At 36.2% G+C, this 25,671-nt stretch carries 21 protein-coding genes and 2 pseudogenes; 22 read left to right on the top strand and 1 reads right to left on the bottom strand.

From position 1 onward, the window contains the following. The first annotated feature begins 101 nt into the window (after nt 1-101). The 19 genes and pseudogenes from ymfI to mutL all read left to right on the top strand — a co-directional run bounded on the left by ymfI (nt 102) and on the right by mutL (nt 21,501). The gene (gene ymfI, locus ACUXEY_RS09475; protein ID WP_098345292.1) at nt 102-815 is read left to right on the top strand and encodes an elongation factor P 5-aminopentanone reductase; all 714 of its coding nucleotides are present in this window, start codon (nt 102-104) and stop codon (nt 813-815) included. Between the two features lie 75 nt (nt 816-890). Next, nucleotides 891-1,139, top strand: coding sequence for a DUF3243 domain-containing protein (locus ACUXEY_RS09470; protein WP_048530457.1), 249 nt, complete (start codon nt 891-893; stop codon nt 1,137-1,139). Nucleotides 1,140-1,278: 139 nt separating this feature from the next. Further along, entirely contained in the window at nt 1,279-2,064 is a 786-nt protein-coding gene (locus ACUXEY_RS09465; protein WP_000574107.1) for a DUF3388 domain-containing protein, read from the top strand. Between the two features lie 21 nt (nt 2,065-2,085). Then, complete coding sequence (locus ACUXEY_RS09460; protein ID WP_461300563.1) at nt 2,086-2,997, top strand: helix-turn-helix domain-containing protein; 912 nt, start codon at nt 2,086-2,088, stop codon at nt 2,995-2,997. 63 nt (nt 2,998-3,060) lie between these two features. Continuing rightward, nucleotides 3,061-3,639 (top strand): CDP-diacylglycerol--glycerol-3-phosphate 3-phosphatidyltransferase, encoded by a 579-nt coding sequence (gene pgsA / locus ACUXEY_RS09455; protein WP_001052973.1) that lies wholly within the window; start codon nt 3,061-3,063, stop codon nt 3,637-3,639. A 20-nt stretch (nt 3,640-3,659) separates the two neighbouring features. Beyond that, a complete protein-coding gene (gene cinA, locus ACUXEY_RS09450; RefSeq protein WP_429599390.1) occupies nt 3,660-4,898 on the top strand; it encodes a competence/damage-inducible protein CinA in 1,239 nt (412 codons plus the stop codon). Between the two features lie 145 nt (nt 4,899-5,043). Then, nucleotides 5,044-5,652, top strand: a pseudogene (gene recA, locus ACUXEY_RS09445) (recombinase RecA); the annotation flags it as partial. Nucleotides 5,653-5,979: 327 nt separating this feature from the next. Next, nucleotides 5,980-6,402 (top strand): annotated as a pseudogene (locus tag ACUXEY_RS09440) (recombinase RecA family protein); the annotation flags it as partial. Nucleotides 6,403-6,882: 480 nt separating this feature from the next. Next, nucleotides 6,883-8,448: a ribonuclease Y gene (gene rny, locus ACUXEY_RS09435; RefSeq protein WP_000099355.1), complete on the top strand. Its 1,566-nt coding sequence runs from the start codon at nt 6,883-6,885 to the stop codon at nt 8,446-8,448. A gap of 164 nt (nt 8,449-8,612) precedes the next feature. After that, the gene (locus ACUXEY_RS09430) at nt 8,613-9,407 is read left to right on the top strand and encodes a TIGR00282 family metallophosphoesterase (RefSeq protein WP_048530450.1); all 795 of its coding nucleotides are present in this window, start codon (nt 8,613-8,615) and stop codon (nt 9,405-9,407) included. Nucleotides 9,408-9,556: 149 nt separating this feature from the next. Then, nucleotides 9,557-9,817 (top strand): stage V sporulation protein SpoVS, encoded by a 261-nt coding sequence (gene spoVS / locus ACUXEY_RS09425; RefSeq protein ID WP_000404341.1) that lies wholly within the window; start codon nt 9,557-9,559, stop codon nt 9,815-9,817. 58 nt (nt 9,818-9,875) lie between these two features. Next, nucleotides 9,876-10,799: a dipeptidase gene (locus ACUXEY_RS09420; protein WP_461300562.1), complete on the top strand. Its 924-nt coding sequence runs from the start codon at nt 9,876-9,878 to the stop codon at nt 10,797-10,799. Between the two features lie 227 nt (nt 10,800-11,026). Then, on the top strand, nt 11,027-12,784 hold the full coding sequence (locus ACUXEY_RS09415; RefSeq protein WP_000625421.1) for a 2-oxoacid:acceptor oxidoreductase subunit alpha: 1,758 nt from the start codon (nt 11,027-11,029) through the stop codon (nt 12,782-12,784). Continuing rightward, nucleotides 12,771-13,637: a 2-oxoacid:ferredoxin oxidoreductase subunit beta gene (locus tag ACUXEY_RS09410; RefSeq protein ID WP_000190154.1), complete on the top strand. Its 867-nt coding sequence runs from the start codon at nt 12,771-12,773 to the stop codon at nt 13,635-13,637. Before ACUXEY_RS09415 ends, ACUXEY_RS09410 begins: the two co-directional genes overlap by 14 nt. 419 nt (nt 13,638-14,056) lie before the next feature. Then, a complete protein-coding gene (gene miaB / locus ACUXEY_RS09405) occupies nt 14,057-15,586 on the top strand; it encodes a tRNA (N6-isopentenyl adenosine(37)-C2)-methylthiotransferase MiaB (RefSeq protein WP_166702056.1) in 1,530 nt (509 codons plus the stop codon). Nucleotides 15,587-15,589: 3 nt separating this feature from the next. Further along, the gene (locus ACUXEY_RS09400; RefSeq protein WP_060631942.1) at nt 15,590-16,021 is read left to right on the top strand and encodes a YlbF/YmcA family competence regulator; all 432 of its coding nucleotides are present in this window, start codon (nt 15,590-15,592) and stop codon (nt 16,019-16,021) included. A 125-nt stretch (nt 16,022-16,146) separates the two neighbouring features. Beyond that, the gene (cotE, locus tag ACUXEY_RS09395; protein WP_001288800.1) at nt 16,147-16,689 is read left to right on the top strand and encodes an outer spore coat protein CotE; all 543 of its coding nucleotides are present in this window, start codon (nt 16,147-16,149) and stop codon (nt 16,687-16,689) included. A gap of 181 nt (nt 16,690-16,870) precedes the next feature. After that, nucleotides 16,871-19,549 (top strand): DNA mismatch repair protein MutS, encoded by a 2,679-nt coding sequence (mutS, locus tag ACUXEY_RS09390; protein ID WP_429599375.1) that lies wholly within the window; start codon nt 16,871-16,873, stop codon nt 19,547-19,549. A gap of 8 nt (nt 19,550-19,557) precedes the next feature. Beyond that, complete coding sequence (gene mutL / locus ACUXEY_RS09385) at nt 19,558-21,501, top strand: DNA mismatch repair endonuclease MutL (protein ID WP_144614457.1); 1,944 nt, start codon at nt 19,558-19,560, stop codon at nt 21,499-21,501. Nucleotides 21,502-21,560: 59 nt separating this feature from the next. Here the strand turns inward: mutL and ACUXEY_RS09380 are convergent, their stop codons facing one another. Then, entirely contained in the window at nt 21,561-22,526 is a 966-nt protein-coding gene (locus ACUXEY_RS09380) for an SHOCT domain-containing protein (RefSeq protein ID WP_461300561.1), read from the bottom strand. An 887-nt stretch (nt 22,527-23,413) separates the two neighbouring features. Between ACUXEY_RS09380 and ACUXEY_RS09375 the strand changes: the two genes are divergently transcribed. From ACUXEY_RS09375 to ACUXEY_RS09365, 3 genes are read left to right on the top strand one after another with little or no spacing between them, the layout of a single operon-like run. Continuing rightward, complete coding sequence (locus tag ACUXEY_RS09375; protein WP_461300560.1) at nt 23,414-24,118, top strand: lantibiotic protection ABC transporter ATP-binding protein; 705 nt, start codon at nt 23,414-23,416, stop codon at nt 24,116-24,118. A 3-nt stretch (nt 24,119-24,121) separates the two neighbouring features. After that, complete coding sequence (locus ACUXEY_RS09370) at nt 24,122-24,874, top strand: lantibiotic immunity ABC transporter MutE/EpiE family permease subunit (RefSeq protein ID WP_166702060.1); 753 nt, start codon at nt 24,122-24,124, stop codon at nt 24,872-24,874. Nucleotide 24,875: 1 nt separating this feature from the next. After that, complete coding sequence (locus tag ACUXEY_RS09365; RefSeq protein ID WP_461300559.1) at nt 24,876-25,634, top strand: lantibiotic immunity ABC transporter MutG family permease subunit; 759 nt, start codon at nt 24,876-24,878, stop codon at nt 25,632-25,634. The last annotated feature ends 37 nt before the right edge of the window (nt 25,635-25,671 follow it).

Raw genomic sequence — 25,671 nt, 5'->3', positions numbered from 1 at the left:
GGTTTTATAAAAATACCCTCATCTTGTCATAAAGAAATGATAAGATGAGGGTATTATTTAGTTGTATGAAAATGAGTTTGTAGAGATAAGAGAGGGAATTTATGAAAAAGTATGCATTAGTAACTGGAGGGAGCGGAGGGATTGGCTCTGCTATTTCAAAACAATTAATTCAAGATGGATATACAGTATATGTTCATTATAATAACGGTGAAGAGAAAGTGAATGAGTTGCAGAAAGAATGCGGTGAAGTGATTCCCGTTCAAGCGAATTTAGCTTCTGCTGATGGAGCAGAGCAATTGTGGGAACAAATTGAACATCCTCTTGATGTTATCGTATATGCAGCTGGGAAGAGTATATTTGGACTCGTAACAGATGTAACGAACGACGAATTGAATTCTATGGTAGAACTTCAAGTGAAGAGTATCTATAAATTATTATCAATGGCATTGCCATCTATGATTCAGCGGAGAAGCGGCAATATTGTACTTGTTTCTTCTATATGGGGACAAATTGGCGCATCATGTGAAGTGCTTTACTCGATGGTGAAAGGTGCACAAAATTCATATGTGAAAGCTTTAGCGAAAGAAGTTTCATTAAGTGGAGTAAGAGTGAATGCGGTGGCGCCAGGTGCAATTGAAACGGAAATGTTAAACGTATTTTCAGAAGAGGATAAAAATGAAATTGCTGAAGAGATACCGTTAGGACGATTAGGATTACCGGAAGAAGTGGCGAAAACAGTATCATTTCTCGCATCACCAGGTGCATCTTACATAACGGGACAAATTATCGGAGTAAATGGCGGTTGGCATTGCTAAAAATTTCTTACATAAAAAATGAAAAACTGTACAAATTAAGCATGATTCTATTACTAAGTAGTGAGGTGCTTACACATGTCAGTTTTAGATAATTTTGATCAATGGAAGAGCTTTTTAGGAGAACGTTTAGAACAGGCGCAAGGAAAAGGTCTTGATGGTGGTGCTGTATCAGATATGGCATTTCGTGTTGGAGACTATTTAGCAAATGAAGTAGAAGCGCGCAACGATCAAGAGAAATTATTATCTGAGCTTTGGAAAGTTGCTGACGAACAAGAGCAACATACAATCGCAAACTTAATGGTGAAGTTTGTACAACATAAGTAAAAAATAGAGAGGAGAATCTCCTCTCTATTTTTTTTGTATAATAATAACGCAGGATAGATTATACATTTAGCTTCCCTATTAAGGTGAAATCATATAATATAGTACGTAGGTGTAAAGTAAGCAAGGGGAGTGATCTTGGATGATTGAATGGTATTTTGAATATGAAATACATAAAAACCGACCTGGCTTGCTTGGTGACGTTTCTTCGTTAATCGGTATGCTCGGCATTAATATTGTCACAATTAATGGTGTAGATAATGCAAGGCGTGGATTACTCCTAATGTGTGATAATCAAGAGCAAATCTCTAGACTTGAATCAATTTTAAATACGATGGATAACATAACGGTAACGAAATATCGTCCGCCAAAGCTAAGAGATAAGCTAGCGGTTAGACATGGTAGGTACATACAACGAGATGCAGATGATAAGAAGACATTTCGATTTGTACGTGATGAGTTAGGATTACTTGTAGACTTTATGGCTGAAATAATGAAAAAAGAAGGTCATAAACTAATCGGAATACGAGGAATGCCTCGTGTCGGAAAAACAGAATCCATTGTTGCCGCAAGTGTTTGCGCAAATAAAAGATGGTTATTTGTATCATCTACTCTTATTAAGCAAACGGTTCGTAGTCAATTGATTGAAGACGAGTATAGCGACGACAATATTTTCATCTTAGATGGAATCGTGTCAACAAAGCGTGCTAACGAAAGGCATTGGCAGCTCGTTCGTGAAATTATGAGATTGCCTGCAACGAAAGTTGTGGAACATCCTGATGTATTTGTGAGCCAGTCAGAATACACATTAGATGATTTTGATTATATTATCGAGTTACGTAACGATTATGATGAAGAAATTCAATATAATTTAGTAGATGAAATTGAGCAAGGTACGCAAAATAATTTCTCTATGTTTGACTTTTAAAGAAATATTGAGGTGTTAGTAGTGACAGAATTAGGACAAAAGCTGAAAGAAGCAAGAGGAACGAAAGGCTTGTCTATTGATCAGCTGCATGAGGTTACAAAAATTCAAAAACGCCATTTAGTAGCGATTGAGGAAGGCAATTATGATGTATTGCCAGGAGCTTTTTATGCGCGTGCATTCATTAAACAATACGCAGATGCGGTTGGATTAAATGGAGAGGAATTGCTTGTAGAATATCAGAGTACGATACCACAATCTGAAAAACGCGACGTTCCACAAGTATCAACAGGACAAAAAACGCAAGAAACCATGCAAAAATCTTCATCATGGCCAATTGCAGATCACATGCCGAAAATTTTAGTTGCGCTGTTAGTAATTGCATTTGGAGTGGTAATTTGGTTTGTTTTCCAAGCGTTAACTGGAAAAGATGATGCGAAAGTTCCGAATGCCCAAAGCGAGAAAATTGAAGTTAAAAAAGCAGAAAACTCTCCGTTAGATACGAAGAAAGATGAAGTTAAAGCGGAAGAGCCGAAAAAAGAGGAACCAAAGAAAGAAGAGCCAAAGAAAGAGGAACAACCAGCACCGCCAACTGGAAAAGAAGAAGTGAAAGTAGTTGGAACAACTGGTATAGTATCTACTTTGGAAATTCATAATAATAAAACATTAGAACTGGAAATATCGAGTAAAGGTGCGAGTTATGTAGATGTTAAAGATGATGCGGGGAATGTGATTCTAAACACTACAGTACAAGAGGGTCAAGTAGAAAAACATGATGTATCAACAGTAAAAGAAGTACGACTTAATATTGGGAATGCAACGAATGTTGAAGTTAAACTGAATGGCCAAGTGGTCGCTTACCCATTGGATACAGGAAAAGAACTTCACCAAAGATTGGTGATAAAAAACCAAGGGATAGAGCAACCTGCACAATAACAGTCATCGCTTCGATGACTTTTTTCAATGAACAAATGTTTTTGATATGATGGAGGAATAGCTGTGAATTTACCAAATAAAATTACAATATCTAGAATCTTCTTAATTCCAATTTTTATGGTAATTATGTTAGCACCATTTGATTGGGGCTCATACACAATTGGTGATGTTGATTTACCAATTCAACATTTAGTAGGGGCACTTATCTTTATTGTTGCTTCGGCTACAGATTGGATTGATGGACATTACGCAAGAAAGTATAATCTTGTAACAAATTTAGGGAAGTTTCTTGATCCGTTAGCTGATAAATTACTTGTTTCAGCAGCACTTATCACATTAGTTGAGATGCAATACGTACCTGCTTGGATCGTTATTATCATTATAAGCCGTGAGTTTGCAGTAACTGGTTTACGTCTTGTACTTGCTGGAACAGGAGAAGTAGTTGCGGCAAATCAGCTAGGGAAAATTAAGACATGGACACAAATTATCGCGATTGCGGCATACTTATTACACGATGTACCTTTAAATTTAATCCATATTCCAGTTGCTGATATCTTTATATGGATTGCATTAATTTTTACTGTTATTTCAGGATGGGATTATTTCTGGAAAAATAGAGCTGCTTTTGTAAACTCAAAATAGAAGTTTATGGGGGAATTGGGATGAATGCTGAAATTATTGCGGTTGGAACAGAATTATTACTTGGACAAATTGCAAATACAAACGCCCAGTTTTTATCTGAAAAGTTAGCTTCAATCGGAATTAATGTGTACTACCATACTGTAGTTGGGGATAATAACAATCGATTACAGCAGGCGATTGAAGTTGCAGAAGAGCGCGCGGACATGCTTATTTTTACAGGTGGATTAGGACCGACAAAAGATGATTTGACGAAGGAAACAATAGCATCTAGCTTAGGGGAAGAGCTTGTATATGATGAAAAGGCATTAGCATCAATAAGCGATTACTTTAAGCGTACAGGTCGCGAATTCACGGAGAATAACAAAAAGCAGGCGCTCGTTTTGAATGGAGCAACTGTATTTGCGAATGATCACGGCATGGCGCCTGGTATGGGGTTAAATAAGAACGGAAAAGTTTATATTTTATTACCAGGACCACCGAAAGAAATGAAGCCGATGTATGTAAGTTATGTAGAGCCCTTTTTACGTAACTTTACAACAGGAGAAAACATTTATTCTCGTGTGCTTCGCTTCTTCGGGATTGGGGAATCTCAATTAGAAGTGAAAGTTCAAGATTTAATTGATGGACAAACGAACCCGACAATCGCTCCGCTTGCGAATGATGGAGAAGTGACATTACGTTTAACTGCTAAGCATCAAAGTGCTTATGAAGCGCAGAAACTCATCCAGCATACGGAAGATTTGATTTTAGAAAGAGTAGGAGAATTTTTCTATGGATATGACCAAGAGTTTCTGCATGATAAGGCGATAGAGTTATTGAAGAAAAAAGGATTAACTTTAGCGTGTGCAGAAAGTTTAACAGGTGGTCTCTTTGGGAATCAAGTAACAGAAAGTGCTGGTGTGTCTTCCATATTTAAAGGCGGTGTCATTTGTTATCATAATGATGTGAAGCAACATGTTCTACATGTACCTGAGGAAGTGTTGGCTACTGACGGTGCAGTTAGTCAAGAATGTGCTCGTTATCTTGCTGAAAATGTTAGAGGATTATTAAAAGCAGATATCGGAGTTAGTTTCACTGGGGTAGCAGGACCAGATGCTTCAGAACATAAAGAGCCGGGAATAGTATTTGTTGGACTGGCGATTAAAGATGAACCAACTGTAGTCTTTCCTCTTCATCTAAGCGGAAGTCGTCAACAAATTAGGGAACGCTCGGTGAAGTACGGATTTTATCATTTGTATAAAAAGCTAGAAGAGATATGAGTCTCTTCTAGCTTTTTTTTAATGGTTAAATGCAGTTTTATTTAATGGAAAATAAAAAAAACGAATAAATGTTCGATTTTTGTTGGCAAATTGAATTGAAAATAGGTATAATAAGATTAGCAATTCAGTTAAGGAGGAATTTTGAATGAGTGATCGTCAAGCAGCGTTAGATATGGCGTTAAAACAAATAGAGAAGCAATTCGGTAAAGGTTCAATTATGAAATTAGGAGAACAAGCGGAGCGTAGAGTTTCTACAATTTCAAGTGGTTCTTTAGCACTTGATGTGGCACTAGGGGTAGGCGGATACCCACGTGGCCGTATTATCGAAATTTATGGACCAGAAAGTTCAGGTAAAACAACAGTTTCATTACACGCAATCGCTGAAGTACAACGTCAAGGTGGACAAGCAGCGTTCATTGATGCGGAGCATGCGATGGATCCTGTATATGCACAAAAATTAGGTGTTAACATAGATGAATTACTATTATCACAACCTGATACAGGGGAGCAAGGTTTAGAAATCGCAGAAGCACTTGTACGAAGTGGCGCGGTTGATATTATCGTAATTGACTCTGTAGCAGCTCTTGTACCGAAAGCTGAGATTGAAGGAGACATGGGTGACTCACACGTAGGTCTACAAGCTCGTTTAATGTCTCAAGCACTTCGTAAGCTGTCAGGTGCAATTAATAAATCAAAAACAATCGCAATCTTTATTAACCAAATTCGTGAAAAAGTTGGGGTTATGTTCGGAAATCAACTACAAGTTGCTTAATCGTAAAGATTAAGGAGTTTACCATGGGTTTCCCTTGCTAGTGATAGCATGTTAAAAAACCTTGTGAACCTTATTGCCTAAGGGTGTAACTATTCATATAGTTGCTAACGGTGAAGCCCACCATTATTGAGGGTAATACCGTGCCAAGCTCCATATTTATATGGGGAAGGTGTAGAGACTACCGAAAAGGACTTTTAGTTAACTGAGTAGGGTACGGCAGATGATAGGCTACTGCTGGAAGTGCAAGGCTCTCTGTAAAGAGATGAAGAGATAGTCCGGACTATAGAGATGGAAAATCTATAGATAGTGCCAGAAACAACTCCAGGTGGTCGTGCGTTGAAATTCTATTCAACTGTTCGTCTTGAAGTGCGTCGTGCTGAGCAATTAAAGCAAGGTAACGACATCGTTGGTAATAAAACAAAAGTAAAAGTAGTTAAAAATAAAGTAGCACCACCATTCCGTGTTGCTGAAGTTGATATTATGTACGGAGAAGGTATTTCAAGAGAAGGTGAAATCTTAGATATGGCTTCCGAACTTGATATCGTTCAAAAGAGTGGTGCTTGGTACTCTTATAATGAAGAGCGTTTAGGGCAAGGTCGTGAAAATTCTAAGCAGTTCCTAAAAGAGAATACGGATTTAAGAGAGGAAATTGCCTTCTTTGTTCGTGACCATCACGGAATTGGTGAAGACTCTGGTGTGGAAGACACGGAAGATTCAAATCTTCAAGATTAAAAATAAAAGACACGGCTTCGTGTCTTTTATTTTTAATTATTATGAAAGCGTTGTATATCGTTGCAGATAAAATATTTAATCAGCCTAAAAGGCTATGTATAAAGAGGGATATATGCATGTTTTGTATGCATAAACTGGAATTTACTAAGGTTTTCCAGGATAATATGCTCTCTGCTTTTTAAATTCATATATGAATTAGGGCTGAAGGTAAAGAAAGTAAAAGTAGACAACGCTTGACAATGAAAATTGCGATAGATACAATGAGAATGTATATTTTTTCTTATATACGAAACACTCTTCTCAAGAAGAGAAGTAATATTCGGAGTAAGACTTAAATCTTGCCGAAATAATAATATGACATTTTAATTGTGAAATGAAGAAAGTCCCTTAAAAAAGCGGGACGACGGTCTTTGCTGTATGTTGGTATTCAATGTACATGCCGACAGTCTTTTTTCATTCATAGCAAGGGGAGGTGAAATCATGAGTAGTACTGCAGTTTGGATACTCATCTCCATTTTGCTTGCAACAGTCGGTGCAGTTGTTGGCTTTTTTGTTCGAAAGTCTATTGCTGAAGCGAAGATTAATGGTGCAGCTAATGAAGCGAAACGTATTATAGACGAAGCGAATCGTGAGGCTGAAGCACTTAAGAAAGAAGCGCTTTTAGAAGCAAAGGATGAAATTCATACACTTCGTACAGAAGCTGAATTAGAAATTCGTGACCGTAGAAGCGAATTACAAAAACAAGAAAATCGTTTAATGCAAAAAGAAGAGAACCTTGATCGTAAAGACGAAACGCTCGATAAACGCGAGCAACAGTTAGAAAAGAAAGAGGATTCTCTTGTAGCGAGACAACAACAGATTGAAGAGTTGGAAAGCAAAGTGGGAGAGTTAGTTCAAAAGCAACAAACAGAATTAGAGCGCATTTCCAATCTGACACGCGAACAAGCGAAAGCAATTATTCTTGGTAAAGTAGAAAGTGAAGTTTCTCATGAAATTGCCGTAATGGTAAAAGAAAGTGAAGTTCGTGCGAAAGAAGAAGCGGATAAGAAAGCAAAAGAGATTTTATCTCTTGCAATGCAGAGATGTGCAGCTGATCATGTTGCTGAAACAACCGTTTCGGTTGTAAATCTTCCAAACGACGAAATGAAGGGACGTATTATCGGACGTGAAGGTCGAAATATTCGTACGTTAGAAACGTTAACAGGTATTGACCTAATTATTGATGATACACCAGAAGCGGTTATCCTTTCTGGATTTGACCCAATTCGTCGTGAAACAGCTCGTATCGCTCTTGATAAATTAGTACAGGACGGACGTATTCACCCAGCGCGTATTGAAGAGATGGTCGAAAAATCAAGACGTGAAGTGGACGAGTATATTCGCGAAGTCGGAGAGCAAACAACGTTTGAAGTGGGTGTTCACGGATTACATCCAGATTTAATTAAGATTTTAGGTCGTTTGAAATACCGTACAAGTTACGGGCAAAACGTCTTAAAACACTCTATGGAAGTTGCATATTTAACTGGACTTATGGCAGCAGAGCTTGGTGAGGATGAAAAACTAGCAAGACGTGCTGGCCTATTACATGATATCGGTAAAGCGATTGACCATGAAGTAGAAGGTAGCCACGTTGAAATTGGTGTTGAACTCGCAACGAAATATAAAGAGCATCCTGTAGTTATAAACAGTATTGCATCTCACCATGGGGACACAGAACCAACTTCTATCATTGCAGTTTTAGTTGCAGCAGCAGATGCATTATCAGCTGCAAGACCTGGAGCTCGTAGTGAAACACTTGAGAACTATATTCGTCGTCTTGAAAAGTTAGAAGAGATTTCAGAGTCTTATGAAGGCGTAGAAAAATCATTCGCAATTCAAGCAGGACGAGAAGTTCGTATTCTGGTAAAACCAGATACAATTGATGATTTAGAAGCTCATCGTTTAGCTCGTGATATTCGAAAACGTATTGAAAATGAACTGGATTACCCAGGACATATTAAAGTAACTGTTATTCGTGAAACACGTGCAGTGGAATACGCAAAATAAAGTGGTGAAACACCACTTTATTTTTTTGTGTTGGAATTGGTTAAAATAAAGGGAAGTAGTAATACCTAGCATAAAGGTGAACCAAACTTATAATAAATATATTGTAAGGGAATCACTTGAAGCTATAGTAATAAAAAATGTAGTACATAGGAAGGGTAAGACATATGAGAATATTATTTGTTGGGGATGTAGTAGGATCTCCTGGTAGAGGTATGATTCAACAATACGTACCGGCATTAAAGAAGAAATATACACCTACAGTAACCATTATTAATGGAGAAAATGCAGCAGGTGGACGTGGAATTACAGAGAAAATATACCGAAACTTTTTAGAATGCGGGGCACAAGCGGTTACACTTGGAAACCATGCTTGGGATAACCGTGAAGTATTTGAATTTATTGATGATGCAAAATATCTTGCAAGACCAGCTAACTTCCCAGAAGGAACTCCAGGAAAAGGGCTTATCTTTGTGAACTGTAATGGAACAGAAGTTGCAGTTATTAACTTACAAGGACGTACATTCCTTCCTCCAATCGATTGTCCATTCCGTAAAGTGGATGAATTAATTGACATTGCAAAAAAACGTACGAATATTATCTTTGTTGATTTTCATGCGGAAACTACAAGTGAAAAACAAGCGTTAGGTTGGTATGTAGATGGTCGTGCTACAGCGGTAGTAGGTACACATACGCATGTTCCTACAGCAGATAATCGTATTTTACCAAGCGGAACGGCATATATTACAGATGTTGGTATGACAGGACCGTACGATGGAATTTTAGGTATGGACCGAGAAGCGGTATTGAAGAAGTTTTTAACAAACTTACCAGTACGATTTGAAGTAACTAATGGTAGAACACAATTAAGTGCGGTGCTAATTGATGTGGATCCTAATACAGGAAAAGCTAAGAAAATTCAGCGTATCTTAATTAATGATGATCAACCATTTTTTGAGTAATTTTTGAATAAAATTTAGATAAGTTATTATTTTTTAATTTTTTAGAAAAATTACAGAAATTTAGCAGGAATACGCGTCATTCCTCGTGAATATAAGTTAAAGTGAAATAATTGCTAATACTTTTTAGAGAAACGAGGAGGAAACGCGGAATGGAAATATTAAAAGTTAAAGCAACGTCGGTCCCTAATTCTGTAGCTGGTGCACTTGCAGGTGTTATTCGCGAACGCGGAACAGCAGAAATTCAAGCCATTGGTGCAGGTGCATTGAACCAAGCGGTAAAGGCAGTAGCAATTGCAAGAGGATTTGTAGCGCCTAGTGGTTTGGACCTGATTTGTATCCCAGCGTTTACAGATATTATGATTGATGGGGAAGAACGTACAGCAATAAAATTAATTGTAGAACCTCGTTAAGTTTAACCAACCTGTTTGCAGTATGCAAACAGGTTGTTTTTATAATGGAGGAATGGAAATGAAAATTTTTGATGCTCATTGTGACGTACTCCTTCAGTTATGGAGTGCACAGGGGAAAAAGGATTTTAAAAATGATCCGCAATTACATATTACATTTGAACAGTTAAAGAGAAGAAAAGGAAGTATACAATGTTTTGCTATATATGTGCCAGAAACGGTAGCGTATGAAAAACGGTTTGAAGCGGCATTACAAATGGTAGATATTTTTTACAATGAAATTTTGTCACTACCGGGTATGAAGTTAATTCAGACAAAAGATGATATTAACATGTTAAAACAGGACGAGATTGGAGCGATATTAACACTAGAAGGATGCGAACCAATTGGGAAAGACGCAATGAAATTACGGTTGTTTTATCGCCTAGGAGTACGTTCTTTTGGATTAACATGGAATTATGCCAATCTATTAGCTGATGGTGCGCTAGAGACACGTGGGGCGGGTTTAACGACTTTTGGTAACTATGTTGTACAAGAACTTAATACGTTGCATGCATGGACTGATGTGTCTCATCTGAATGAAAGAAGCTTTTGGGATGTGATAGAAGTTGCAACAAATCCGATTGCCTCCCACTCAAATTGCATGAAACTTTGTCAACACCCACGTAATTTAAACGATGAACAACTTAAAGCTCTTATAAAGCAAAATAGTATAATTGGTGTCACTTTCGTACCACAGTTTCTAACAAGTGAAAAACAATCGAATATAGCAGATATAGTAAGACATATTGAATATATTTGTTCATTGGGCGGAGAGAACAATATAGGATTTGGTTCGGATTTTGATGGGATAGTAGAAACGGTTGTAAATGTATCAGCGTATGGAGAGTATGAAAATGTAATTAATGAGCTTTGTAAACACTATGCTGCATCTACTGTAGAGCGATTTTTATATGATAACTTTGTTGAACGTATAAGTTTTTAAGATTTTCGTTTTAAAAATACAGAAAAATTAGAATTAATCCATTTGATATTATTGCTTTTTTTAAGACCTAATACTAGAATGAAAAACAAAATAGCTTTATACTAAAGATTCAGGGAAATCAGAAGAGGCATAATTTGCGTCCGTTGTAGTTTATTTGTATAAAAAATGCTAAACTATTACTGTAAAAAAATACACTACAATGAATGCAGCCAAAAGGGGTGTAGGAGATGATTAGTCAACTTTCATGGAAAGTTGGAGGCCAACAAGGTGAAGGAATTGAAAGTACAGGAGAAATCTTCTGTATTGCATTAAACCGATTAGGATATTACCTATACGGTTACCGCCACTTCTCATCACGTATTAAAGGCGGCCATACAAATAATAAAATTCGTGTAAGTACAACAGAAGTACGCGCGATCTCAGATGATTTAGATATTTTAATTGCTTTTGATCAAGAAACAATTGATTTTAACTTCCACGAACTACGTCCAGGTGGAATTGTAGTTGCAGATGCGAAATTTAATCCAACAATACCTGATAATACAGATGTAAATCTATATGTGATACCGTTTACAGATATTGCTTCAGAATTAGGCACATCATTAATGAAAAACATGGTTGCTGTTGGAGCATCAAGTGCGGTATTAGGATTAGATGAGACAGCTTATTTAGATGTTGTTGAAGAGATCTTTGGTCGTAAAGGAGAGCAAGTTGTTCAAAAGAACATGGACGCAATTAAGCGCGGCTCTCAATATATGAAAGAGTTACTAGGTGAGAAAGTGAACATGATGCAGCTTGAAAAAGCTGATGGTCAGAAACGCATGTTTATGATTGGGAACGATGCAATTGCATTTGGTGCGGTAGCTGGTGGTGCTCGCTTTATGTCTGCATATCCAATTACACCTGCATCTGAAATTATGGAATACTTAATTAAAAAATTACCAAAAGTTGGCGGGACAGTAATCCAAACTGAGGATGAAATTGCAGCTTGTACAATGGCAATCGGTGCAAACTATGCTGGTGTTCGTACATTAACTGCATCTGCTGGTCCGGGTCTCTCTTTAATGATGGAAGCGATCGGTTTAGCGGGTATTACAGAAACGCCATTAGTAATTGTCGATACACAACGTGGTGGTCCAAGTACAGGATTACCAACGAAACAAGAACAGTCTGATTTAATGGCGATGATTTACGGTACGCACGGTGAAATTCCAAAAATCGTAATGGCACCAAGTACTGTTGAAGAAGCTTTCTATGATATTGTAGAAGCGTTTAACTTATCTGAAGAATATCAAGTACCTGTTATTTTCTTAACAGATTTACAGCTTTCTTTAGGAAAACAAACGGTAGAACCACTTAAGTTAGATAAAGTGGAAATTCGTCGTGGTAAGCTTGATTTAGAAGCAGAATTACCAGAACGTGAAAATAAAGCATATTTCAAGCGTTATGAAGTAACAGAAGATGGCGTTTCACCACGTGTTTTACCTGGTATGAAAAATGGTGTTCATCATGTGACAGGTGTAGAACATGATGAAACTGGTAAACCATCTGAATCAGCAATAAACCGTAAAGATCAAATGGACAAACGTTTCCGTAAAATGGAGAACTTGAAGTTTAATACCCCTGTTTATAAAAATGTTAAGCATGAGGAAGCAGACGTATTGCTTGTTGGATTTAACTCAACTCGCGGTGCGATCGAAGAAGCAATGGAGCGATTAGAACAAGAGGGTATGAAAGTAAACCATGCTCATGTGCGTTTAATTCACCCGTTCCCAACAGCTGAAATCGATCCACTTGTGAAAAATGCGAAGCGTGTTGTAGTGGTAGAAAACAATGCAACAGGTCAGCTTGCTAACATTATGAAAATGAATCTTGGTAACGGTGAGAAAATTTCTAGTCTTTTAAAATATGATGGAAACCCATTCTTGCCGAAAGAGATTTACAACGAATGCAAAAAAGGGGTTGTATTAAATGGCAACATTTAAGGACTTTCGTAACAGTGTAAAACCAAACTGGTGCCCAGGTTGCGGAGACTTCTCGGTGCAAGCTGCAATTCAACGTGCGGCAGCTAACGTTGGCTTAAATCCAGATGAACTTGCTGTTATTTCTGGTATCGGCTGTTCAGGTCGTATTTCAGGTTATATTAATTCATATGGTGTGCATAGTATTCATGGTCGTGCCCTTCCAATTGCACAAGGTGTGAAAATGGCAAACCGTGATTTAACAGTTATCGCATCAGGCGGTGACGGTGATGGATTTGCGATTGGTATGGGACATACAATCCATTCTATTCGTCGTAATATCGACATTACGTACATCGTAATGGATAACCAAATTTACGGATTAACAAAAGGGCAAACTTCACCACGTAGTGAAGCAGGATTTAAAACGAAAAGTACACCACAAGGTTCAATTGAACCGTCACTAAATGTTATGGAAATGGCTTTAACAGCTGGTGCAACATTTGTGGCGCAAAGCTTTTCAAGTGATTTAAAAGAATTAACACAAATTATTGAAGCTGGTATTAATCATAAAGGATTTTCATTAATTAACGTGTTCAGCCCATGTGTTACTTACAATAAAGTAAATACTTACGATTGGTTTAAAGAGAATTTAACAAAACTAAGTACAGTAGAGGGATATGATCCGTCTAATCGCATGATGGCTATGCAAACGTTAATGGAAAATAACGGATTAGTAACAGGTTTAATTTATCAAAATACAGCGCAGCCTTCATACCAAGAACTAGTAAAAGGCTATAGTGAGAAGCCTTTAGTGCAATCTGATTTAAATATGGATCAGAAAATGTTTGATGAGCTTGTTGCTGAATTTATGTAATGTAAGAAGAGGAGGTTGCCATTTGGCAACCTTTTTTAATGAGTAAAAATATAAGGTAGTCTTATTTACTTAGAAAATTCAGAATGATAAAATAATATATAAATCGTTGTATGAAAATGGTGAGTTCATTGCATATGAAATGTAAAATCAGACAGAGCCTCTTTCTTGTTTAAATTGGCGAAACGCTTCATACTATGGTAATGTTTATAGAGATAAAGCAATATGCTTTTGGGTAGGACAAATAAAAGGGAATGTCTATTTGCGTGGGGAAGACTTCATTCTTATGAATGATTAGATTGGTTACTCAAGTTTCAAAGGACAAGTTATCTCTCAAGCTATCTAACCATTTTTGAGGTGAGTCTAAGCGCATTAAAATGGACTATAGAGTGTGTATAGTTAAGGGTGAAAGGAGATTACCGATGAACGAGCAACAACGATTAGCAAGTCAGCAAGCAAATTCCTCTACGAAAAAAGAAGAGAAAGATTATAGCAAATACTTTGAAAGTGTATACCAACCACCTTCCTTAAAAGACGCGAAAAAACGCGGGAAAGAAGAAGTTAAAATTGAACGGGATTTTGGCTTACCTGAAGAGTTTCGCAATTTTGGTACAGGAAGAAAGTTCTATATTCGTACATATGGTTGTCAAATGAATGAGCATGATACAGAAGTAATGGCTGGTATTTTCACTGCACTTGGATATGAACCAACCTTTTCAACTGAAGATGCAGATGTAGTACTATTAAATACTTGTGCCATTCGTGAAAATGCTGAAAATAAAGTGTTCGGTGAACTAGGTCATTTAAAGTCACTAAAACGAAGAAATCCGGACCTTTTAATTGGTGTATGTGGTTGTATGTCTCAAGAGGAATCTGTTGTAAATAAAATTATGCAAAAAAATCAGCATGTAGATATGGTGTTTGGAACGCATAATATTCATAGATTACCGTACATTCTAAAAGATGCAATGTTCTCGAAGGAGACGGTAGTTGAAGTTTGGTCAAAAGAAGGAGACGTAATTGAAAACCTTCCGAAAGTACGCCGTGGTGATATTAAAGCTTGGGTAAATATTATGTATGGCTGTGATAAGTTCTGTACATATTGTATCGTACCGTATACACGCGGAAAAGAGCGAAGCAGACGTCCAGAAGATATTATCCAAGAGATTCGCCATTTAGCTGCGAATGGTTATAAAGAAATTACGTTACTTGGACAGAACGTAAATGCATATGGTAAAGACTTTGAAGATATAGAATACGGTCTTGGCGATTTAATGGACGAACTCCGTAAAGTTGATATAGCTCGTATTCGTTTTACAACGAGTCATCCACGCGATTTCGATGATCACTTAATTGAAGTGCTTGGAAAAGGTGGGAACTTAGTAGAACATATTCACTTACCAGTTCAATCTGGAAGCACAGAGATGTTAAAAATTATGGCGCGGAAATATTCGCGCGAGCATTATTTAGAGCTTGTAAGAAAAATTAAAGAAGCAATTCCAAACGCGGTATTAACAACTGATATTATCGTCGGTTTCCCAAATGAAACAGATGAGCAATTTGAAGAAACGATGTCGTTATATCGTGCAGTAGGATTTGATACTGCCTTTACCTTTATTTATTCTCCGCGCGAAGGTACACCAGCTGCAAAAATGAAAGATAATGTACCGATGGAAGTAAAGAAAGAACGTCTTCAACGCTTAAATGCATTAGTAAATAAATTGGCAATTGAAAAGAATGATCGTTATAAAGGTCAAATTGTAGAAGTGTTAGTTGATGGGGAAAGTAAAAATAACGCGGAAGTACTTGCAGGTTATACTCGTACGAATAAACTTGTAAACTTCGTTGCTCCAAAATCTTTAATTGGTCAGCTTGTGAAAGTAAAAGTAACGGACGCAAAAACTTGGTCTCTTAATGGAGAACTAGTTGAAGAGCCGATTGAGGTGGAATAATAGATGAAAGCATATACGAAAGATGAAATTGTTGAGCAAGCAAAAGAATTAGCAAAAATGATCTCTGAAACAGAAGAAGTTGATTTCTTTAAAAAAGCAGAGGCGCAAATTCATAAAAATGAAAATGTAAAGCGCGCAATTGATGAAATTAAAGCATTGCAAAAACAAGCAGTAAACTTGCAGCATTACGGAAAATGGGAAGCTTTGAAAAAAGTAGAAGCTGAAATTGATGCTTTGCAAGATAAATTAGATAGTATCCCGGTCGTACAAGAATTTAAATCTTCACAAACATATGTAAATGACTTACTACAGCTAGTTGCAAGTACGATTTCTAACAACGTAACAGATGAAATATTAATTTCAACGAATGGCGATGTATTGAAGGGCGAAACGGGCGCAGCGGTAGAAAGTAAAAAAGGAAATTGTGGTTGTTAAAGAGATGTCGAATTGACATCTCTTTTTTTAGTGAATTAAACGTAAGTTCTTCTCAAAAAAAGAATGACACATTCCGCTATTGTCACGCATATGATTAAGTGAATAGTGATTGAGGAGGGTTACGAATGTCCGAATTTAGAGAGATTATTACAAAAGCAGTGGTTGGAAAAGGACGTAAGTATACAAAGTCAACGCATACATGTGAATCGAATAATGAACCAACAAGTATTTTAGGGTGCTGGGTAATTAACCACTCGTACGAAGCAAGAAAGAATGGGAAGCATGTGGAAATTGAAGGTTTCTATGATGTGAACACTTGGTATTCATTTGATGGCAATACAAAGACAGAAGTTGTAACAGAACGTGTGAACTACACGGATGAAGTAAGCATTGGGTATCGTGATAAAAACTTTTCTGGTGATGATTTAGAAATTATTGCTCGTGTCATTCAGCCACCGAATTGTTTAGAAGCTCTTGTATCACCAAATGGTAATAAAATTGTTGTAACTGTAGAACGTGAATTTGTAACAGAAGTAGTTGGCGAAACGAAAATTTGTGTAAGTGTAAACCCTGAAGGTTGTGTAGAATCAGACGAAGATTTCCAAATCGATGATGATGAGTTTGAAGAATTAGATCCGAACTTTATCGTTGATGCAGAAGAAGAGTAATAGAAAGCTAGGGAGAAGTTCTTCCTAGCTTTTTACTTTACATAAGTGGTACTTGAATGAACATGATTCCTTATGAAATGTGCTATAATGAAGAAAGACTCCTGAAGCAGGAGATATGGATGTCCGTGAAATGTGACATATATGAATATAGATTATTATGTAAGAGTTATGGAGGATAAGTATGAAGCAATATACGCCTATGATACAGCAATATTTAAAGGTTAAGGCAGACTATCAAGATGCCTTTTTATTTTTTCGCTTAGGCGACTTTTATGAAATGTTCTTTGAAGATGCAGTTAAAGCAGCTCATGAACTTGAAATTACATTAACGAGCCGAGATGGTGGTAGTAGTGATCGTATACCGATGTGCGGTGTACCGCATCATGCGGCTAAAAACTATATTGAACAACTTGTTGAAAAAGGATATAAAGTAGCGGTTTGTGAGCAAGTAGAAGATCCGAAAACAGCTAAAGGTGTAGTACGCCGTGAAGTCGTACAACTAATTACGCCAGGAACGATGATGGAAGGGCGTACGATTGATGAGAAAGAAAATAATTTCTTAGCAGCATTAACACATTTTGAAGATGGATCGTATGCGTTAGCTTGTAATGATTTAACGACTGGACAAAATACAGTAACGTTATTGACTGGTTCAGTAGAAGATATTTTATTAGAAGTGTATGCAACTGGTTCGAAAGAAATTGTTGTAGATTCTTCATTCTCTAAAGATGAACTAAACAAGTTAACTGAAACGTTAAAAATGACAATTTCATATGAAGATGCAACGGCAATTCCTGAAGGATTGGAACACCTTGTGAAAAATGTTTCACAAGCAAAGTTAATTAAAGCAGTTGGACGCTTATTTAACTATGTAATAAGAACGCAAAAACGTTCATTAGATCATTTACAGCCAGTGGAAATTTATTATACGAACCAGTTTATGAAAATTGATGTGCATTCAAAGCGAAATTTAGAGCTGACAGAAACACTTCGAACGAAAGAAAAAACAGGATCTTTATTATGGCTATTAGATAAGACGAAAACGGCTATGGGTGGTCGTATGTTAAAACAGTGGATGGAACGTCCGCTTATACAAAAAGAACGAATTGAAGAGCGTTTAGAAATGGTTGAAACGTTTGTAAATGATTACTTCTTACGTGAAGATTTAAAAGAAAAGTTAAAAGAAGTATATGATTTAGAACGTTTAGCAGGGAAAGTTGCATTTGGTAATGTGAATGCACGTGACTTATTACAGTTAAGACGATCTTTACTTCAAGTACCAGCTATTTTAGAAGCGATTAGTTTGTTAGATAACGCGTATGCAGCGAGATTGATTCAAGGTGCAGACCCGTGTGAGAGCTTAACAGAATTACTAGGAAGAAGTATTCAAGAAAACCCACCGCTTTCTATTAAAGATGGAGATATTATTAAAGACGGTTATAATGACAAGCTTGATCAATATCGTTACGTTAGTAAAAACGGAAAAACGTGGATCGCTGAGCTTGAAAAACGAGAGCGTGATATTACAGGAGTTAAATCGTTAAAAATCGGATACAATCGTATTTTCGGTTACTACATTGAAGTAACGAAAGCGAACCTTGCAGCATTACCAGAAGGCCGTTATGAGCGTAAACAAACGCTTGCTAATGCGGAACGTTTCATTACAGATGAACTAAAAGAAAAAGAAACATTAATCTTAGAAGCAGAAGAAAAAATTGTACAACTAGAATACGATTTATTTACAGCGCTTCGTGAAGAAGTAAAAGTATTTATTCCGAAATTACAGCAATTAGCGAAAGTAATTAGTGAATTAGACGTACTGCAAAGTTTTGCGACAGTTAGTGAAGAAGAACAGTTCGTAAAACCTGTACTAACAACGAAGCGTGAAATCTTTATTAAAGATGGTCGTCATCCTGTCGTTGAAAAAGTATTGAACGGGAAATTGTATGTACCGAATGACTGTATTATGCCAGAGAAGATGGATGTCTTTTTAATTACAGGACCGAACATGTCTGGTAAAAGTACGTATATGAGACAATTAGCACTTGTAACTGTTATGTCGCAAATCGGTTGTTTCGTACCAGCAACAGAAGCAGCATTACCTGTATTTGATCAAATCTTTACGAGAATTGGTGCAGCTGATGATTTAATTTCAGGTCAAAGTACATTTATGGTTGAAATGTTAGAAGCAAAAAATGCCATTGCAAATGCATCAGAAAGAAGTTTAATTTTATTCGATGAAATTGGACGTGGTACATCTACGTATGATGGTATGGCACTTGCACAAGCAATCATTGAACATATTCACGACCAAATTGGGGCAAAAACGTTATTCTCTACGCATTATCATGAATTGACGGTGCTAGAAGAAAGTTTAGATCAACTGAAGAATGTACACGTTTCAGCTATTGAAGAGAACGGAAAAGTAGTATTCCTTCATAAAATTCAAGACGGTGCAGCGGATAAAAGTTACGGAATTCACGTTGCGCAACTTGCAGAGCTTCCAGATAGCTTAATCGCTCGTGCGAAAGAAGTGTTAGCACAACTTGAAGGACAGGAAGAAATTATTATTCCAAAGCGTGTAGAAATGAAAGCACAGGCGCAAGAAGTTATTCCAGAGCCTGTAGTTGTAAAAGAAGAACCAGTAGAAATCGAAGAGACGAAAGTAGAGACTGAAGAAGAGTCACAACTATCATTCTTTGGTGGAGAACAGTCTTCGAAAAAACAAGACAAGCCAGTTTTAGATGCAAAAGAAACGGCAGTGCTGACGCAAATTAAAAAAATTGATTTACTTGATATGACACCTTTAGAAGCGATGAACGAACTGTATCGCTTACAAAAAAAGTTAAAGAAAGGATGAGTAAGTAGATGGGGAAAATTCGCAAACTCGATGATCAACTCTCTAACTTAATTGCGGCAGGGGAAGTAGTAGAGCGCCCTGCCTCAGTCGTAAAAGAACTTGTGGAAAATTCTATCGATGCGAATAGTACATCTATTGAAATCCACTTAGAAGAAGCTGGTTTATCGAAAATTCGAATCATTGATAATGGGGACGGCATTGCAGAAGAAGATTGTATTGTCGCTTTTGAACGACATGCGACGAGTAAAATTAAAGATGAAAACGATCTGTTTCGCATTAGAACACTCGGTTTCCGCGGTGAAGCATTGCCGAGTATTGCCTCAGTTAGTGAATTAGAATTAATCACTAGCACAGGTGATGCACCTGGTACACACCTTATGATTAAAGGTGGAGACATTATAAAGCAGGAAAAAACAGCGAGCCGAAAAGGAACAGATATTACAGTACAAAACTTATTCTTTAATACACCAGCGCGTCTTAAATATATGAAAACCATTCATACAGAACTTGGGAATATTACAGATATCGTGTATCGTATCGCAATGTCACATCCAGAAGTATCGTTAAAGCTGTTTCATAATGAAAAGAAATTGCTTCATACATCAGGAAATGGTGATGTAAGACAAGTACTTGCATCAATTTACAGCATTCAAGTTGCGAAGAAGCTTATTCCGATTGAAGCTGAATCTTTAGATTTCACAATTAAAGGTTATGTAACATTACCAGAAGTAACGAGAGCATCTCGAAATTATATGTCAACGATTGTAAATGGTCGTTACGTTCGAAATTTCGTATTAATGAAAGCTATTCAGCAAGGGTATCATACATTATTGCCAGTCGGACGATACCCAATCGGCTTCTTATCGATTGAAATGGATCCAATGCTTGTTGACGTTAACGTACATCCTGCGAAATTGGAAGTTCGTTTTAGTAAAGAACAAGAATTGCTAAAGCTTATCGAAGAAACATTGCAAGCAGCATTTAAAAAAATACAGCTCATCCCAGATGCAGGTGTAACAACGAAGAAAAAAGAAAAAGATGAAAGTGTGCAAGAACAGTTCCAGTTTGAGCATGCGAAGCCGAAAGAGCCATCTATGCCGGAAATCGTTTTACCGACGGGCATGGATGAAAAACGAGAAGAACCACTGGCTGTGAAACAGCCAGCACAACTGTGGCAACCGCCAAAGCAAGAATGGCAACCACCTCAGTCGCTTGTAAGAGAAGAACAAAGTTGGCAACCCTCTACTAAACCGATAATAGAAGAACCAATTCAAAAAGAGAAATCGTGGAACAGTAACGATGAAGACTTTGAATTAGAGGAATTGGAAGAAGAAGTTCAGGAAATAGAAGAGATTGAAATGAACGGTAATGACTTACCACCACTTTATCCAATTGGACAAATGCATGGAACATATATTTTCGCTCAAAATGATAAAGGCTTATATATGATTGACCAGCATGCCGCGCAGGAACGTATTAATTATGAATACTTCCGTGATAAAGTAGGAAGGGTAACGCAAGAAGTACAAGAACTACTTGTACCGTACCGTATTGACTTATCTCTTACTGAATTTTTGCGTGTCGAAGAGCAACTAGAAGAACTGAAAAAAGTTGGACTGTTCTTAGAACAATTCGGTCATCAATCCTTTATCGTCCGCTCACATCCAACGTGGTTCCCAAAAGGACAAGAAACAGAAATTATCGACGAAATGATGGAACAAGTCGTCAAACTAAAAAAAGTTGATATTAAAAAATTACGTGAAGAAGCAGCCATCATGATGAGCTGTAAAGCGTCCATTAAAGCGAATCAATATTTAACGAACGATCAAATATTTGCTTTACTGGAAGAACTACGTACAACAACAAATCCATACACATGCCCACACGGAAGACCGATTCTTGTGCATCATTCTACTTATGAGCTGGAGAAGATGTTTAAGAGGGTTATGTAGGGATAATGTGATCAAATAAAAAGAAGCGATGAAATAAATCGCTTCTTTTTTGTTTGGATTTAGTCTAAAAGTTTTTCTTTTTGTTTAATAAATTCTGCATCTGTAATGATTTTTTTATCTTTTAAAATCGCTAATTTTTCAATTTCATCTGCGACAAACATGTTGTTAGGAAGAGGGGAAATATTTGTCTGTTCCTGACTGTCATTCATATATTCTTGGATGATTGAATCTATTATCTGTGGTTGCATAATTTTGGATTCGATTTTTTGATAATATGCTGGAGTGTGTATTGCAAGCTTTATATTTTCTAGAGCCTGTGTAAGGTGTCGGGTGTCCTTTAATTGGGAAGAAAACATTTCTTCTAAAACCCCTTGACGGATAGGCGCCCAAATGAAAAATATAATTATTAGTATAAGAGAACTAATTCCTAAAAAATAGCCTATTGCTTGAGAACTAGTAATCAATGTTTTATTAGTAGGATTATTCATCCATTGGTTGAAGGCTGTCCAAGCAGGAATGATAAATAGTAAAGCTAATCCACCATAGGTTGAAAGGATGGATGCCCATCCTTTTTTCTCGAGTTGGTCAATACGATTATGAAAAATGTCTATTAAAAAGTCTAATGTTTTTTCATCTGTTTCTGGTTTACCAGTTAATATGTTGTTTTGAGCTAAAAAAGATTTGATTATTAAACTAATGGATTCATTCCAATAAGGGCTTTTAACTTCTATCTTATATTTTTTATAAGCCTGATTTTGGGCAGGTATCATCACTGTTTTTTTGAAAAGTTGAAAAAATGTCAAGACAATTAAACAATATATAGTAAGGTGTACAAAAGGGTTATATAAAATAGTTTTATTATTATTTGTCGAAAATACAGCGTAAAGATATAATCCTATAAAAATTAAAGAAATAATGGCGAAAATAGATTTAAAAATTTTATATTTTAAAGAAATAGGTTTATATATTAAATTCCAGCTAGTTAGTTTATTTTTATAAAAGTCTAGTAATTGATTTTCAATCAAAGTTAATCATTCCCCTGTTCAAATTGTGTATTTTTAAAGGTAGTATATCATAATAATAAGAGTAATTAGTAATATTTAGAATATATTAGTAAAATAGTGTTAAAATGTTATTTGATTATTAATGGATCAGATAGGGTGAACTAATTCATTATAAGAATATTTGGTATTAGGGGATTCCCATTTTTGTAAATAGACTACTAGTTTAGACAAATTACCACAATGCTTATAAAAGAAAAAAATTAAAATCAGTTACTCTTCAGACTAGCGTTGATACTTTGGATGATGTGATTTGTGAATATAAAAGGGAAATTGATTATATTTATGTTCCTATTCATAAGAATTTATAATGGGAGGAACCATATGGACAAGCATCTACCAAAAATAGACGATATTAAGCACCGAGTAAAGGAATTGATCATAATTTATATAGAGAAGTTATTCCTCAAAAGAGCACAATTCTACAACAAGAATTGTGCTCTTTATTTCAGTTCATTATTAGTATCAATTTAATCAAAATTTATTCGATATTTACAAAAACTTATGTGTTTTCTCATCTTCTCTATATAACTAAATCGATAAATAGTTCGATTTTAAATTAGGTAACAACGATTTCATTTGGAGTAATCGCAATTTTAAGTCCGAACAAGGCGCCAGTAATAGCAAGTGTCGAAAAATCATGTGAATCCACAGTTTCACACATGTTATATTCAAAAATTGTATGAACTTTAAATGTTTTAGAAATAGAATACGAAAAACATATGGGGAAAAGATTAAAGTTCCGTGAGAAAAGAACTTTTTCTTTGACCATATGTTTTTTCATTTTCCTTATAGAATCCTTATAATTGTCGTTTACTCTAGAATTACAATATACGAGGAGGAAGTTTAGAATGACTGAGATGATGTTAGAAACAAAAAATCTTTGCAAAACATTTAGAAAGCAAAGTGTAGTACAAAATATTTCGCTCTCTGTACCGAAATATGCAATTTATGGATTGTTAGGTCCTAATGGGGCAGGGAAATCGACAACTTTAAAAATGATAACAGGTATGCTTATACCTACTTCTGGTGAGATTTATTTTGATGGTCATAAATGGACGCGGCATGATTTACATTCTATTGGTGCTTTAATTGAGTCTCCTCCGCTTTATGAAAATTTAACAGCAAGAGAAAATCTGTTGGTTCGTACGACTGTTTTAGGTTTGCCTAAATCAAGGATAGATGAAGTATTGCATGTTGTGGAGCTAGAGAATACAGATAAGAAAAAAGCGAAGGATTTTTCTATGGGGATGAAGCAACGATTGGGAATTGCGATTGCATTGCTAAACCATCCGAAGTTTTTAATATTAGACGAGCCAATGAATGGACTGGATCCTTTTGGAATTCAGGAATTAAGAAAACTCATTCTATCCTTTCCGGGAAAAGGAATTACGGTCATTTTATCGAGTCATATTTTAAGCGAAGTAAGTCAAATTGCAGATCATGTTGGGATTATATCAGGTGGTGTATTGGGGTATCAGGGGAAATTGAATAAGAATGATGACTTGGAAGATTTATTTGTACAAGTGGCTGGAAAGTATAGAAGGGAGGTATAAGAAATGAATTTATATATTGCATCTGAAAAAATTAAAATTAAACATACTTTTTTGAACAAACTTATATGGCTAGTTCCCTTTGCTACAATACTAATTGCTTTTTTATTATCGGCGGATTATTTTCAATTATCTAGTTACAATTGGTGGTACATTACGATGCTTCCAGGAATGATTTCTTTAAGTTGTGTACTTCTTGCGGAGAAAGATAAGAAAATGAATAATCGATCTATCTTATCGTTACCAGTTTCATTAAAACGAGTATGGATTTCTAAAGTATTACTAATTGTAGGGATTTTGAGCTTTTCATGCATACTTTTTTTCTGTGGAATCCAGTTATCTAGTTTACTATTAAATAAGGAGAATTTCCGAATCATTCCTACCGTAAATGCGCTATTAGGAAGTGTTCTTTTAATCGTTACTTTTATGTGGCAAATTCCGATATGCTTGTTTTTAGGTAATAAAATAGGTCTATTTCCGACAATTCTATTGAATATAGGGGCAAATGGACTTTTTGGGGTTATATTAGCAACAGAAAATATTTGGATGATTAGTCCATACACATATCCAAGTAGACTTATGATTCCTATTTTAAAAATACTACCAAATGGTCTATATGCAGAAACCGGAAGTGTAACGTTCAAACCAGAACTCCTTTCCTACGATGCAATTCTGCCAGGCGTGGCAATTTCTGTCGTGTTGTTCCTTTTGTTCACTTATATGACGGCAAAATGGTTTGAAAAGCAGGAGGCAAAATAATATGGCGGTTTTGTCGAGGATATTAAGAGCTGATTTTATAAAAATGAAACATACGATTTTTTTCTGGATACATATAGCGATGCCAATCATCGGTATTGCTCTTTTTTTAAGTTATTATTCCATTTCAAAAGTTGATTCTATAAATAAGGTTTCAGGATATATCCAAGTATTATCGATATCTTTTCCGTTGCTAATTAGCATTGTGTGTTCTTCTGTTGTGGAACAAGAGGCTGTGGCAGGGAATTTTAAAGAACTTTTATCAACGGAATACGGAAGGCGTAAAGTATTTATTAGTAAAGTATGTTTACTTTTAATATGTGGGTTTTGTTCAACTATGTTGGCAGTCGTTGGGTTTGCGGCAGGGTTTCATTTTCTGTTAGGGCAAAGTGACTTTCCATTTGCTTTGTATGTTGAAATTTCCTTCATTCTTTTTGGTTGTCAAATCTTTATGTATATATGGCATCTGTTCTTAAATCTTCGTTTTAGTAAAGGTACTTCCATTGGGATTGGAATTATAGAAATCTTGCTGGCAGCTTTAATGCTTACAGGGATGGGAGATGTGATTTGGAAATACACACCATGTGCGTGGAGTGTGAGATTATGCAATTATTTTTTGGAACACAAATTGAGTCCCGATTCTATTCATGTCTTACAAGTAGAGGCAAAAATAGGAGCAGTGATTTGCGTTTGTTTCACGATCATTGCATTTGTTATTTCCCTTATGTGGTTTTCCTTTTATGAAGGGCGCAAAGAAATGTAAATGTATTTGTATTATAATGGAAACGAGGGGGGAGATT

This window comes from Bacillus sp. F9_6S_D1_P_5 (assembly GCF_054823925.1).
The sequence above is the reverse complement of the archived record's forward strand: the minus strand, read 5'-3'. Positions and strand labels throughout refer to the sequence as shown.